The organism is Streptomyces sp. 8N706 (assembly GCF_052245415.1).
GTDB lineage: Bacteria > Actinomycetota > Actinomycetes > Streptomycetales > Streptomycetaceae > Streptomyces.
In genome coordinates this window covers 1-13,131 of record NZ_JBQQBW010000029.1, presented here as the reverse complement: position 1 = coordinate 13,131, position 13,131 = coordinate 1, and the positions used below count along the sequence as shown (strand labels likewise).

10 protein-coding genes and 1 pseudogene are annotated in these 13,131 nt (G+C 72.2%); 4 read left to right on the top strand and 7 right to left on the bottom strand.

Annotated elements, in window-relative coordinates; translation table 11 throughout:
* Positions 1 to 108: 108 nt before the first annotated feature.
* The gene (locus ACTWQE_RS13555) at positions 109 to 900 is read left to right on the top strand and encodes a metal-dependent hydrolase (protein ID WP_443329212.1); all 792 of its coding nucleotides are present in this window, start codon (positions 109 to 111) and stop codon (positions 898 to 900) included.
* Positions 901 to 1,258: 358 nt separating this feature from the next.
* Here ACTWQE_RS13555 and ACTWQE_RS13550 read toward each other — a convergent pair whose 3' ends face one another.
* Entirely contained in the window at positions 1,259 to 3,040 is a 1,782-nt protein-coding gene (locus ACTWQE_RS13550) for an ABC transporter ATP-binding protein (RefSeq protein WP_443329161.1), read from the bottom strand.
* Positions 3,037 to 4,845 carry an ABC transporter transmembrane domain-containing protein gene (locus ACTWQE_RS13545; protein WP_443329160.1) on the bottom strand — a complete coding sequence of 603 codons (1,809 nt, stop codon included), beginning with the start codon at positions 4,843 to 4,845 and terminating at the stop codon, positions 3,037 to 3,039. Before ACTWQE_RS13545 ends, ACTWQE_RS13550 begins: the two co-directional genes overlap by 4 nt.
* A 186-nt stretch (positions 4,846 to 5,031) precedes the next feature.
* Here ACTWQE_RS13545 and ACTWQE_RS13540 point away from each other — a divergent pair, with 186 nt between their 5' ends.
* Entirely contained in the window at positions 5,032 to 5,766 is a 735-nt protein-coding gene (locus ACTWQE_RS13540; RefSeq protein ID WP_443329159.1) for a L,D-transpeptidase family protein, read from the top strand.
* A 411-nt stretch (positions 5,767 to 6,177) separates the two neighbouring features.
* Here the strand turns inward: ACTWQE_RS13540 and ACTWQE_RS13535 are convergent, their stop codons facing one another.
* The gene (locus tag ACTWQE_RS13535) at positions 6,178 to 6,633 is read right to left on the bottom strand and encodes a MarR family winged helix-turn-helix transcriptional regulator (protein ID WP_443329158.1); all 456 of its coding nucleotides are present in this window, start codon (positions 6,631 to 6,633) and stop codon (positions 6,178 to 6,180) included.
* A 163-nt stretch (positions 6,634 to 6,796) separates the two neighbouring features.
* Here ACTWQE_RS13535 and ACTWQE_RS13530 point away from each other — a divergent pair, with 163 nt between their 5' ends.
* Entirely contained in the window at positions 6,797 to 8,626 is a 1,830-nt protein-coding gene (locus ACTWQE_RS13530; RefSeq protein WP_443329157.1) for an ABC transporter ATP-binding protein, read from the top strand.
* Between the two features lie 87 nt (positions 8,627 to 8,713).
* Here the strand turns inward: ACTWQE_RS13530 and ACTWQE_RS13525 are convergent, their stop codons facing one another.
* From ACTWQE_RS13525 to ACTWQE_RS13515, 3 genes are read right to left on the bottom strand one after another with little or no spacing between them, the layout of a single operon-like run.
* The gene (locus ACTWQE_RS13525; RefSeq protein ID WP_443329156.1) at positions 8,714 to 9,385 is read right to left on the bottom strand and encodes a LutC/YkgG family protein; all 672 of its coding nucleotides are present in this window, start codon (positions 9,383 to 9,385) and stop codon (positions 8,714 to 8,716) included.
* Positions 9,382 to 10,857, bottom strand: a complete 1,476-nt coding sequence (locus ACTWQE_RS13520) for a lactate utilization protein B (protein WP_443329155.1) — start codon at positions 10,855 to 10,857, stop codon at positions 9,382 to 9,384. Before ACTWQE_RS13520 ends, ACTWQE_RS13525 begins: the two co-directional genes overlap by 4 nt.
* Positions 10,854 to 11,603: a (Fe-S)-binding protein gene (locus ACTWQE_RS13515; protein ID WP_443329154.1), complete on the bottom strand. Its 750-nt coding sequence runs from the start codon at positions 11,601 to 11,603 to the stop codon at positions 10,854 to 10,856. The genes ACTWQE_RS13520 and ACTWQE_RS13515 overlap by 4 nt, the downstream gene beginning before the upstream one ends.
* Before the next feature lie 76 nt (positions 11,604 to 11,679).
* Between ACTWQE_RS13515 and ACTWQE_RS13510 the strand changes: the two genes are divergently transcribed.
* Entirely contained in the window at positions 11,680 to 12,987 is a 1,308-nt protein-coding gene (locus ACTWQE_RS13510; protein ID WP_443329153.1) for an MFS transporter, read from the top strand.
* Here the strand turns inward: ACTWQE_RS13510 and ACTWQE_RS13505 are convergent.
* Positions 12,942 to 13,131, bottom strand: a pseudogene (locus ACTWQE_RS13505) (hypothetical protein); the annotation flags it as partial. The gene ACTWQE_RS13510 and the pseudogene ACTWQE_RS13505 overlap by 46 nt on opposite strands.

The window sequence follows — 13,131 nt, the reverse complement described above, 5'->3', positions numbered from 1 at the left end:
GAACCGGTCGTCCGGACGAAGATCACGGGGCGATACGCTGAGCCGCCGACGAGGCGTCAGCGCGGAACAAGAACACAGCGGAACAAGAAAAATGGGGTGGGGACGACCATGATGGGACCGGCGCATTCGCTGTCGGGAGCCGCGGCATGGCTGGGGGTGGGCGCGGCGGCCGCCGCGGCCGACAGTCCGATGCCCTGGCCCGTGCTGGTGGTCGGCGCCTTCCTCTGCGCCGGGGCTGCGCTCGCCCCCGACCTCGACCACAAGTCGGCGACGATATCCCGCGCCTTCGGCCCCCTCTCGCGCGGTGTCTGCGAGGTGATCGACAAGCTGTCGTACGCCGTATACAAGGCCAGCAAGATGCAGGGCGACCCACGGCGCTCGGGCGGCCACCGCACCCTCACCCACACCTGGATCTGGGCGGTGCTGATCGGCGCGGGGGCCTCCCTGCTCGCCATGACCGGCGGCCGCTGGGCCGTCCTCGCCATCCTCTTCGTGCATATGGTGCTCGCCGTCGAAGGCCTGCTGTGGCGGGCCGCCCGGGTCTCCAGCGACATCCTCGTCTGGCTGCTCGGCGCGACCAGCGCCTGGATCCTCGCGGATGTGCTGCACAAGCCGGGCAACGGCTCCGACTGGCTGTTCACGGCGCCCGGCCAGGAGTATCTCTGGCTCGGCCTCCCCATTGTCCTCGGCGCCCTGGTGCACGACATCGGCGACGCCCTGACCGTCTCCGGCTGCCCGATCCTGTGGCCGATCCCCCTGGGCCGCAAGCGCTGGTACCCGGTGGGGCCGCCGAAGGCGATGCGCTTCCGCGCGGGCAGCTGGGTCGAGCTGAAGGTCCTCATGCCCGTCTTCATGCTGCTGGGCGGAGTCGGCGGCCTCGGAGCGCTGGGCTTCATCTGACGGCTCCGCCCGTCACGGCCGCGGGCGGATCGCGGCCCGGTGCCGCGCCCTGCCGTCCGAGTGTCCCTGATCCGCGGAGGCCACGTTCTCCAGGGCGGGCGTAGCCCTGCCGCCGGGCGCCGCTGGCCCGCGCAGGCCACGGCTCCGGGCGGCGTAACGGTGCCGTCGGTGCGCTCCTGGCTCGCGGTGGCCATTGCTTCGGGCGGATCGAGGCCCGGCCATGCCGTCCGAGTGTCCCTGCCCCGCGCAGGCCACGGCTCCAGGGCGGGCGCAGCCGTGCCTCCGGGCGCCCCGGCCCCCGCGGGCCTCGGGGCGCTCCTGGCCCGCGGGGTCACGGCTCCGGATCGGCCCTGCCTGGCTAGCCGTGCCAGGAGCGCCACAGCGCCGCGTACGCGCCGTCCGCCGCGACCAGCGTGTCATGGCTGCCGAGCTCGCTGATGCGCCCGTCCTCCACCACAGCGATCACATCCGCGTCATGCGCGGTGTGCAGCCGGTGTGCGATGGCCACGACCGTACGGCCGTCCAGCACCCGGGCCAGCGACCGCTCCAGGTGCCGGGCCGCTCGCGGGTCCAGCAGGGACGTCGCCTCGTCCAGCACCAGCGTGTGCGGGTCGGCCAGGACCAGCCGGGCCAGCGCGATCTGCTGTGCCTGCGCCGGAGTCAGCGCCAGCCCGCCCGAGCCGACCTCGGTGTCCAGGCCCTCCTCGAGCGCCGCCGCCCAGCCGTCCGCGTCCACCGCGCCCAGAGCGGCCCACAGCTCGGCATCCTCCGCGCCGGTCCGAGCCAGCAGCAGATTGTCCCGCAGCGAGCCCACGAACACGTGGTGCTCCTGGTTGACCAGTGCCACATGCCGACGCACCCGCTCTGCGGGCATCCGGGCCAGCTCGGCCCCGCCGAGCGTGACCTCGCCCGCCCGTGGCGCGTAGATCCCCGCCAGCAGCCGGCCGAGCGTGGACTTGCCCGCGCCGGACGGCCCGACCAGCGCCATCCGCGTCCCCTGCCGTACGTCCAGCGACACCCCGTGCAGCACATCGCCGCCCGGCCGGTAGCCGAACCGGACCTCCTCCGCCCGGACGTCCCGCCCCTGGGGGGAGACTTGGTCGTCCGCACCGTCGGTTCCGATCTCCCGGACCCCGACGAGCCGGGCCAGAGACACTTGGGCGATCTGCAGCTCGTCGTACCAGCGCAGAATCAGCCCCACCGGCTCGACCAGCATCTGCGCGAGCAACGCCCCCGTCGTCAGTTGGCCGACCGTCATCCAGCCCCGCAGGACGAACCAGCCGCCGATCATCAGCACCGCGCCGAGGATCAGCACATAGAAGACGTTGACCACCGGGAAGAGAACCGAGCGCAGCCAGAGGGTGTAGCGCTCCCACGCGGTCCATTCGCGGATCCGCCGCTCCGACATGGCGACCCGGCGCCTGCCGAGCCGGTGCGCCTCGATGGTCCGCCTGGCGTCCACCGTCTCGGCGAGCGCCGCAGCCACCGCCGCATACCCCGCGGCCTCCGAGCGGTAGGCGCCCGGCGCCCGGCGGAAGTACCAGCGGCAGCCGACCAGCAGCACCGGCAGCGCCACCAGCACGGCGAGCATCAGCGGCGGCGCCGTCACCGCCAGGGCGCCGATCAGCAGTCCGGCCCAGACCACACCGATGGCCAGCTGCGGCACGGCCTCGCGCATCGCGTCCGCCAGCCGGTCGATATCGGTGGTGATCCGCGACAGCAGGTCGCCGGTCCCGGCCCGCTCCAGCAGACCCGGCGGGAGCCCCACGGACCGTACGAGGAAGTCCTCCCGCAGATCGGCCAGCATCTCCTCGCCGAGCATCGCGCCGCGCAGCCGCACCAGCCGGACGAACACGGTCTGTACGGCCAGGGCGAGCGCGAACAGCGCGGCGATGCGTTCCGGATGGAGCTCGCGTGCACCGGCGGCCAGATCCTCCACCACCCCGCCCAGCAGATACGGGCCGACCATGGACGCGACGACGGCGACCGCGTTGACCGTCACGAGGAGGACGAAGGCGCGTCGGTGCCGCCGCAGCAGCTCCCGCACATAACGCCCCACGGTCGCGGGCGAGCCGACCGGCAGGGTCGTCACCGTCTCGGGTGCCGCGGGGTCGTGCGCCGGTGGCGCGACGCCGATCATGCTGTCTCCTCACTCCGTGCCGGCTCCGTCGTGGACCCGCCCTGCCGCTCGTGCGGCCCGTCGTCCGTCTCCCGCGTGACGACCGCGCGGTAGCCGGGGTGGCTGTGCAGCAGTTTCCGGTGCCGGCCGACCGCCGCGACCTCACCCTCGTGGAGGAACACCACGCGCTCGGCCCGGTCCAGCAGCAGCGGACTGGAGCTGAACACGACCGTCGTACGGTCCTTCCGGAGGTGTCGCAGCCCGTCCGCGATCCGGGCCTCGGTGTGCGAGTCCACGGCGCTCGTCGGCTCGTCCAGCACCAGCACCTCCGGGTCGGCGACCAACGAGCGCGCCAGGGCCAGCCGCTGCCGCTGGCCGCCGGACAGTGACCGCCCGCGCTCGGTGATCCGGGTCCGCATCGGATCACCCGAGTCATCCGCCGACGCCCGCGCCAGGGCGTCGAGGACATCACCGCACTGTGCGGCCGCCAGTGCCTCCGCCACCGGCACCGCACCCGAGGATGGGACGTCCAGCAGCTCGGCCAGGGTGCCCGACAGCAGTACCGGGTCCTTGTCCTGCACCAGCACCGCGGTGCGGGCCCTCTCCAGCGGCATCGCGTCGAGTGCCGCGCCGCCCAGCAGCGCCGAGGGTACGGTCCCGCCCTCCGGCCGCTGCGGGGCGTGCCCGCCGAGCCGGTCGGCCAGTCGCCCGGCCGCGTCCGGATCGCCGCACACGACCACCGTGAGCCGTCCGGCGGGCGCCAGCAGCCCGCTGGCCGGGTCGTAGAGGTCCCCCTCCAGGGGCCCGTCCACCTCGCGGACGCCCGATGTCGTGCGCCGGAGCGCCAGCACCCGGGCGGCCCGCTTCGCCGACGGCCGCGAGAAGGAGTACGCCATCGCGATCTCCTCGAAGTGGCGGAGGGGGAACAGCAGGAAGGTCACCGCCCCGTACACGGTGACCAGTTCACCGACGGAGATCCGCCCGTCGAGCGCCAGCGCGGCGCCGTGCCCTACCACGGCGATCAGCAGCAGACCCGGCAGCACCACCTGCACGGCGCTGATCAGCGCCCACATCCGGGCGCTGCGGACCGCGGCCCTGCGCACCTCCTGGGAGGCGCGGCGGTACCGGGCGAGGAACAGCTCCTCGCCACCGATACCGCGCAGCACACGCAGTCCGGCGACCGTGTCCGCGGCCAGCTCGGTGGCGCGGCCGGCCTTCTCCCGCTGTTCGTCGGCGCGTTGGGTGGCGCGCGGGAGCAGGGGCAGCACGGCCAGCGCCAGGACGGGCAACCCGGTCGCCACGACGACGCCCAGCTCCGGCCGGTACACGGCCAGGGCCACACAGACGCCCACGGAGGTGAGAGCCGCCGCGGTGAAGCGGGAGAGGGCCTCGACGAACCAGCCGATCTTCTCCACGTCGCCCGTCGACACGGCGGTGATCTCACCCGCGGCGACCTGCCGGGTCAGGGTGGCTCCCATCTCCGTGGTCTTCCGGGCGAGCAGCTGCTGGACCCGCGCCGCCGCGGTGATCCAGTTGGTGATGGCGCTGCGGTGCAGCATGGTGTCGCCGAGGGCGATGAGCGCCCCGAGCGCGGCGATCCCCCCACAGGCGAGAGCCAGCCCGCCCCCGGAACGGTCGACGACGGCCTGCACCGCGAGGCCCACCGCGGCGGGCAGCAACGCGACACCGGCCATGTGCGCGGTCCCCCACAGGAGGGCCCCGACCTGACCGCCCAACTGCCGCCTGCCGAGCCAGAGCATGAACCGGAAACCGGAACTGACATCGGGGACCCCGGGGTCGATATGCGGAAGGTCGCGAATCTCCATGACATCCCAGCTTCGGTGGCGGGGTGAGAGATGAAGGCTCGCGCGCCGGGCACCCCGGAATCAACCGGTTTTCCGGGCCATGGCGCCGCGGCGAGGGCGGCCGGAGCAGGGGTTCCGGCCACTTCCTGCGAACCGCCGGTGGCCGGAATGCCCCGACTGACGCAGCAGAGTGGGAACATATGGCCTATGCGATTCTCGGGGACCCTGCGGGCAGTGGCCGTGACCGCCGTCGGCGCCGCCTTCCTCTCGGGCTGCGGCGGTACGGGGGGCGGCAGCGCGAAGAAGCCGGACGACTCCCGGGCGCGGCCGACCCGCGGAGCGCCGGTCGTGTCGCACGCCAAGCGCATTCCGGATGTGGGGCAGCGGCTCCGCTCGCGGATCCCCGAGCGCTCCCGGCAGGTCGTCGCCGTCTACGGCCGGGGAGAGGACTCGGCCGACTCCACCGTGGTCCTCTGGACGAAGCACGGCAAGACGTGGGAGCGTACGCGCAGTTGGGCCGCGCACAACGGCAAGCGCGGCTGGGCCACGGACCACCGCGAGGGCGACAAGCGCAGCCCGGTCGGTGTGTTCACCCTCTCCGACGCGGGCGGGGTGCTGCCCGAACCGAAGGGCTCCGATCTGCCGTACACCCGGTCCGCGGGATTCGCCGCCCCGCACTACTGGCCGAAGACCCACTGGCATGACTTCGACCATGTGATCGCCATCGACTACAACCGCCTCAAGGGGACCTCGCCCAACGATCCGACCCGGCCTCAGGGACAGTCCAAGGGCGGCAGCATCTGGCTGCACCTGGACCACGGCAGTGGCACGTCGGGGTGTGTGAGCCTTCCCGAGCCGGCGATGGAGTATCTGCTGCGGACCCTCGACCCGGCGCGGCACCCCGTCGTCGTGATGGGGGACAGGGCGCACCTCGCGGCCTGACCCAGGTCCACCCGTGCGGATACCCGTACCCGTACGAATACCCGTACCCGTCAGCCGGGCGTGAAGGCACCGGTGCCGCCGATGCCGGCGAGCGCCGGTCCGGGGGCGGTGCCGGGGCGGTCGGAAGGGTTCCTTACGGCTCCGGCGGCCGGACCGAGGCCGGATGAGCCGGGCGTTTAGGGCCCCGGATGAGTCGGGTGCTCCGGCCCCGGACGAGCCGGGCCCTCCCCAGGCTCCGGATGAACGCGGCGTCGCGGACCTCGCACCGGCCGGGCGCACCGGGGCACGCACGAGCCGGGCCGTGCCGGGCTTCGGGCGAGCCCGGCCTTCCGGGGACCCGACGCATGCGGCGCGGCCGGACTCGCACTGGCCGGGTGCCGAGCGGCCGGGTGTCAGCAGCGTGTCGCCGCGTCAGCAGCGCGGATCCGCGCCGTTCATCAGGTCGGTCAACAGGCCGCCGAGCACCTCACGCTGTTCGGCGGTCAGCGGAGCCAGGATGTCCTCCGCGGCGGCCCGGCGGGCGGTGCGCAGCGCCCGCAGCGTCGACCGGCCCGCCTCCGTCACCTCGATCCGCACCACACGGCGGTTCGCGGGATCCGGAACCCGGCGCACCGAGCCGTTCGCCTCCAGCGCGTCCACCAGAGTGGTCACCGCACGCGGTACGACCTCGAGCCGCTGGGCCAGGTCGGCCATCCGCGGGGGCTCGGGAAAGTGCGTCACCGCGCGCAGCAGCCGGGACTGCGCCGGAGTCAGCCCGAGCGGCTCCAGATGCCGCTTCTGCGCCCGGTGGAGCCGCCTGGTGAGCCTCAGCAGCTGCTCGGCGAGCGGGCCGGAGGTGTCGGGGGCGGGGCTGTCGCAGGAGGGCATGACCGGAGAGTATCAGGACTTCGATCATTGTGAGTATAGGTAACAATGAGCTATGCTCCCTTCGCCGCCTCCACGGCATCCGGCCTTGCGCATCCGGCCGCCCGGAACTGCCACTGATCGACCCCCCTGATGGACGCCACCGACGATGTCCCCGAAGGAGCTCATGCACCACGACGACGCGATCCCACTTCGGCCATGGGCCTGGACCCCGAAAACGCCGGCTGACGAGGAGCAGCCCGCCCAGCTGCGGCGCATCCTGCGGCTCTTCCGCCCCTACCGCGGCCGCCTCGGCCTGGTCGGGCTGCTGGTCGCCGCCTCATCGCTGGTCACCGTCGCCTCGCCCTTCATGTTGCGCGAGGTGCTCGACACCGCCATTCCCCAGGGCCGTACGGGCCTGCTGAGCCTGCTCGCGCTCGGCATGATCGCCACGGCCGTGGTGAGCAGCGTCTTCGGCGTGCTGCAGACGCTCATCTCGACGACCGTCGGCCAGCGCGTCATGCACGACCTGCGCACCGCCGTCTACGCCCAATTGCAGCGGATGCCGCTGGCCTTCTTCACGCGCACACGCACCGGAGAGGTCCAGTCCCGCATCGCCAACGACATCGGAGGTATGCAGGCCACCGTCACCTCCACCGCCACCTCGCTGGTCTCCAACCTCACCAGCGTGGTCGCGACCGTCGTCGCGATGCTGGCCCTCGACTGGCGGCTGACGGTCGTCTCGCTGCTCCTGCTCCCGCTGTTCGTCTGGATCAGCCGAAGGGTGGGGCGCGAGCGCAAAAGGATCACCTCGCAGCGGCAGAAGCAGATGGCCTCGATGGCCGCCATGGTCACCGAGTCGCTCTCCGTCAGCGGCATTCTGCTCGGCCGCACGATGGGCCGCGCGGACTCCCTGACGAAGAGCTTCGCCGAGGAGTCCGAGCGCCTGGTCGACCTCGAGGTCCGCTCCAACATGGCCGGTCGCTGGCGGATGTCCGTCATCGGGGTCGTCATGGCCGCCATGCCCGCCGTCATCTACTGGGCCGCGGGCATGGCACTCCAGCTCGGCGGCCCGGCGGTGTCCATCGGCACCCTGGTCGCCTTCGTCTCCCTGCAGCAGGGCCTGTTCCGGCCCACGGTCAGCCTTCTGTCCACCGGTGTGCAGATGCAGACCTCGGTGGCCCTCTTCCAGCGCATCTTCGAGTATCTCGACCTGCCCGTGGACATCACCGAGCCCCCCGACCCCGTACGCCTGTCCACGGTCCGGGGCGATGTGCGCTTCGAGGCCGTCGACTTCGCCTACGACCCCGAGGGCGCCGAGACGCTCCGCGGTATCGACCTCACCGTCCCGGCGGGCGGGAGCCTTGCCGTGGTCGGACCCACCGGCTCGGGCAAGAGCACCCTCAGCTACCTCGTCCCCCGGCTGTACGACGTGACGGGCGGGCATGTCCGTCTGGACGGCGTGGATGTGCGCGACCTCGATTTCGACACCCTCGCCCGGGCCGTCGGCGTCGTCTCCCAGGAGACCTATCTCTTCCATGCGTCCGTCGCCGACAATCTGCGCTTCGCCAAGCCCGACGCGACGGACGAGGAGATCGAAGCGGCGGCGAGGACCGCGCAGATCCACGATCACATCGCAAGTCTGCCCGATGGGTACGACACCCTCGTCGGCGAGCGCGGTTATCGCTTCTCCGGCGGCGAGAAGCAGCGCCTCGCCATTGCCCGCACCATTCTGCGCGACCCGCCGGTCCTCATCCTCGACGAGGCCACCAGCGCTCTCGACACCCGCACTGAGCATGCCGTACAGCAGGCCATCGACGCGCTGTCCGCGGGCCGTACGACGATCACCATCGCCCATCGGCTCTCCACGGTCCGTGACGCCGACCAGATCGTCGTCCTCGACGCCGGACGCATAGCCGAGCGCGGTACCCATGAGGAACTGATCGCTTTGGACGGCCGTTACGCCGCCCTGGTCCGCCGGGACGCCGAACTCGCCCCGGTGACGGCCGTGTCCTGACCCGGATGCACCTGACCGGGCATGCTCCGGCCCGGGGCATGGACCCGCTCGGGGCCCGGCCGGCCCCGAAGCCGACCACCCCGGGGATCAGTCCATCAGAAGGATCACCTCGAGTGTCCGGGGACCGTGCACACCCTCGACCCGGTCGAGTTCGATGTCGCTGGTCGCGGACGGACCCGAGATCCATGTCAACGGGCGTCCCGGGTCGAGCCGTTCCATCGCCTGGGGCACCGAATCCACCAGCTGCTCAGCCACCCGGACCACACAGATGTGGTGGTCGGGAATCAGGGTGATCCGACGCCGCCCCTGGTCGGGACCGCCGTCCAGGACGATCGTGCCCGTCTCCGCGATCGCGGCCGCGCAACCGGTCACCACGCTGTCCACGGCGTCGAGTTCAGCGGCAGTCGACTCCGCGGCGTCCGCCACCAGTTCGACACCGTCCGCCGCGGCCCGGGTGAGCCAGCCGTGAGGAAGCCCGGGAGGCACCACGGCCGTATGCGACGGCCGCGCGGCCAGGAGCCGGGCGATCAGATCCGGCAGCTCGTCACCGGAGCAACGGTGCACCAGAGCCCGGTAGTCGGCGAGGATTTCCGCCAGCAACGCGGCGGAGCCCTCCGGGGCAGGCGACCCGGCCCGGTCCCGCTCACCGTGAACCCTTCGATAGTCCCGCTCCACCGGGACGTCCTCCGGCCTCTCGCCGTCCGGAACATCGGCCAGCGCTCGCCGGATCCGGCCCAGCACCACATCCCTGCTGCTCACGTCGCCCCGTCCTTCCCGCGCGTCCGCTGCCACCACGCGCGGAACGACTCGGCCGGCACGGGCGGCAGATCGCGGGTGTCCGACCAGGCCCCTCCCGGGCCCGGCAGCCGTTTCGGATGGAGCCCGCGGGTGCGGCCGGCGAGCCGCTGCCCCGCCCGCATGGCCCCGGGGCGCTCCATGGCCCAGCGCGCGGCGCGCATCGCCGCCCGCTCCGCCGCATGCCCCTTCGCCGGTCTCAGCACCACCTTCTGCCCCCGTACGGTTGCGGGCCCGCCCTCGACGACCCGTTCCCGTAGATGCACCAGCACCTCCGGAATGTCGATGGCGACCGGGCACACCTCGTAGCACGCACCGCACAGCGAGGACGCGTAGGGCAGCGAGGCGTCGAGCTCACTCGCCGTCCCCCGCATCTGGGGCGTGAGAATGGCGCCGATCGGCCCCGGATACGCCGAGCCGTACGCATGCCCGCCCGCCCGCTCGTACACCGGGCACACATTGAGACACGCCGAGCAGCGGATGCAGCGCAGCGCCTGCCGCCCCACGGTGTCGGCCAGGGTGTCGCTGCGGCCGTTGTCGAGCAGCACCAGATGGAAGGTCCGCGGTCCGTCGCCGTCCGATGTGCCGGTCCAGGTCGAGGTGTACGGGTTCATCCGCTCGGCCGTCGACGACCGGGGGAGCAGTTGGAGGAAGACCTCCAGGTCCTGCCAGGTCGGCACGGTCTTCTCCACTCCGACCACGGAGATCAGCGTCTCGGGCAGAGTGAGGCACATCCGCCCGTTCCCCTCCGATTCCACCACCACCAGGGTGCCGCTCTCCGCGACCATGAAGTTCGCCCCGGAGATCGCCACCTTGGCGCGCAGGAACTTCTCCCGCAGATGCAGCCGGGCCGCCTCCGCCAAATCGGCGGGGTCGTCGGTCAGCCCCTCCGGCGCCGCCCGCCCCCAGTCGGCCATCCGCTCGCGGAAGATGTCGCGGATCTCGGAGCGGTTCCGGTGGATGGCCGGGACGAGGATGTGCGACGGCCTGTCGTGCGCGAGCTGGACGATCAGCTCGGCGAGATCGGTCTCGTACGCCCTGATGCCCGCGGCGTCGAGCGCGTCGTTGAGCCCGATCTCCTGGGTGGTCATCGACTTGACCTTGACGACCTCGCGCTCGCCGGTCTCCCGCACCAGAGCGGTGACGATGCGATTGGCCTCGTCGGCGTCGGCAGCCCAGTGCACCTGGCCGCCCGCCGCCGTGACCGCCGTCTCCAACTGCTCCAGATAGTGGCCGAGATGGCGCAGCGTGCGGTTCTTGATCGCCGCAGCGGCCGTGCGCAGCTGCGCCCAGTCCTCGAGTTCATCGATGGCCGCCGCCCGCTTCGCGCGGATCGACCGGGTGGCGCGGCGCAGATTGCCGCGCAGCCGTTCGTCACGCGTGGACTCCGCGGCGGCCTCGGGGAACGACGGCATCCCCAGGGGAATGGCGCTCATCGTGAGCTCTCCTCGGTGTTTGCCAGGATCTCGGCCAGGTGCATCACCCGCACCCCGCTGTGCCGCCGCGACAGGGCGCCGCCGATGTGCATCAGACAGGAGTTGTCCGCCGCGCACAGCACCTCCGCGCCGGTTTCCGCTACATGGCGCACCTTGTCGTCGCACATCGCCGCGGAGACCGCCGGGTTCTTCACCGCGAACGTACCGCCGAAGCCACAGCACTCCTCGGCGCCCGGCAGCTCGGCCAGCCGCAGCCCGCGGACGGCCCGCAGCAGCCGCAGGGGCCGGTCGCCCACCTTCAGCAGCCGCAGGGAGTGGCACGCCGGGTGGTAGGTCACGGTGTGCGGGAAGTACGCTCCGACGTCCTCCGCCTCCAGCACGTCGAGCAGGAACTCCGACAGCTCGTACACCCTCGGCACGATCTCGGCCACCGGCCCGGCCAGGTCCGTGCGGCCCTCCGACGCCGCCCGCTCGGCGATCCTCGGATGGACGTCGCGCACCATGGCGGCGCAGGATCCGGACGGGACGACCACGGCGTCGTAGGAGCGGAAGGTCTCCGCGAAGCGCCGCACCAGTGGTTCGGCCTGGTGCCGGTAGCCCGTGTTGTAGTGCATCTGGCCGCAGCAGGTCTGCCCGGCCGGGAAGTCGACGTCGACGCCCAGCCGTTCCAGAAGGGCGACGGTGGCCTGCCCGGTGGACGGGTAGAGCGTGTCGTTCACACAGGTGACGAACAGGGCGACGCGCACGGGACCTCCTTTGCCCACTCGGAATCCTAAGCCGCGGCGGGTGTGCCGGCCGTTCCGCCGGGGGAGGTCGAGGATCATGACAAGTACAGGACATGCGACACCGGGCCGTGAGGCCCCAGCGGAGGGCCGTCCGCGGTCCGCGCTGCGCCAGTTGGCGGCGGCCTCCGTGGGCAATGCCGCCGAGTGGTACGACTGGTACGCGTACTCCTTCCTCGCCGTCTACTTCGCCGACCGGATCTTCCCCACCGGGTCCGGCAACTCACTCGTCCCGCTGCTGTCCACGTTCGCGGTCTTCGCCGTCGGGTTCTTCATGCGTCCGGTGGGCGGGCTGCTGATGGGCGCGGTGGCCGACCGGCACGGCCGGCGGACGGCGCTGACCGTCACCATCCTTCTGATGGGCGGCGGCAGCCTGCTGGTCGCGCTCACCCCCACCTACGCTTCCGCCGGGCTCCTCGCACCGATCCTGCTCGTCCTCGCCCGGCTCGTCCAAGGTCTCTCGGTGGGCGGCGAGTTCGCCGCCTCCACCACCTTCCTCGTGGAGTCGGCCGGCCCCGGCCGCCGCGGGCTGTTCTCCAGCTTCCAGTACGTCTCCACGACGGTCGGCCAGCTGATCGCGTCCGGTGTCGCGGCGCTGCTCGCCCATCTGCTGACGGATGCCCAGATGAGTGACTGGGGCTGGCGCGTGCCCTTCGCCCTGGGTGCGGTGATCAGCCTGGTCGGGTTCTGGATCCGGCAGGGCGCGCACGAGACGCGCAGCGCCGAGCAGCGGGCCGCCGCCCGTCCCGGGCTCTTCGAGGCCCTGCGGCGGCACCCCCGGGAGTCCCTTCTGATCTGCGGCATCACCACCGGCGGCACCATCGCCTACTACACCTGGACGACGTATCTGCCGACGTACGCCACCGTCAACGCCGGCTTCGACCAGGGCGACGCGCTCGTCGTGGGCACGGTCTCCCTGGCGTTCTTCGCGCTGCTCCAGCCGGTGGCCGGCGCGCTCTCGGACCGTATCGGGCGCAAGCCGCTTCTCATCGGCTTCTCGCTGGGCTTCGCCGTGCTCGCCGTACCGCTGCTGCGGCTGGTCACCGACGCGTTCGTCTCCCTGCTGCTCGTGCAGGGCGCGGGCATGGTGCTCCTCACCGGTTACACCGCGGTGGCGGCCGCGGTGAACGCCGAGGTGTTCCCGGCGCGGGTACGGGCCGCCGGCATCGGTTTCCCGTACTCGCTCACGGTGGCGCTCTTCGGCGGCACGGCTCCCTACGTGGGCACCTGGTTCACGCAGGCGGGACACCCGGACTGGTTCCCCTGGTACGTCGCGCTGCTCTGTCTCGTCTCCTTCTGCGTCTATCTGGTGCTGCCCGAGACATCGAGGCGGCCGCTGGACACCTGAGCCGTCGGGGGAGCGGCAGGCAGAGGGGCGCCGAGCAGGACCCGGATCTCGCGGACGGCGGACCGGCCGAAGCGGTTGGCTCCGACGGTGCTCGCCGACGGGCCGTAGCCGACCAGGTGGACGCGCGGATCACGTACCGCACGT

Coding starts and splice junctions, on each gene's coding strand:
- ACTWQE_RS13545 (WP_443329160.1), bottom strand. CDS start 4,845: ATGGAGATTCGCGACCTTCCGCATATCGACCCCGGGGTCCCCGATGTC.
- ACTWQE_RS13510 (WP_443329153.1), top strand. CDS start 11,680: ATGACAAGTACAGGACATGCGACACCGGGCCGTGAGGCCCCAGCGGAG.
- ACTWQE_RS13555 (WP_443329212.1), top strand. CDS start 109: ATGATGGGACCGGCGCATTCGCTGTCGGGAGCCGCGGCATGGCTGGGG.
- ACTWQE_RS13530 (WP_443329157.1), top strand. CDS start 6,797: ATGCACCACGACGACGCGATCCCACTTCGGCCATGGGCCTGGACCCCG.
- ACTWQE_RS13550 (WP_443329161.1), bottom strand. CDS start 3,040: ATGATCGGCGTCGCGCCACCGGCGCACGACCCCGCGGCACCCGAGACG.
- ACTWQE_RS13535 (WP_443329158.1), bottom strand. CDS start 6,633: ATGCCCTCCTGCGACAGCCCCGCCCCCGACACCTCCGGCCCGCTCGCC.
- ACTWQE_RS13520 (WP_443329155.1), bottom strand. CDS start 10,857: ATGAGCGCCATTCCCCTGGGGATGCCGTCGTTCCCCGAGGCCGCCGCG.
- ACTWQE_RS13540 (WP_443329159.1), top strand. CDS start 5,032: ATGCGATTCTCGGGGACCCTGCGGGCAGTGGCCGTGACCGCCGTCGGC.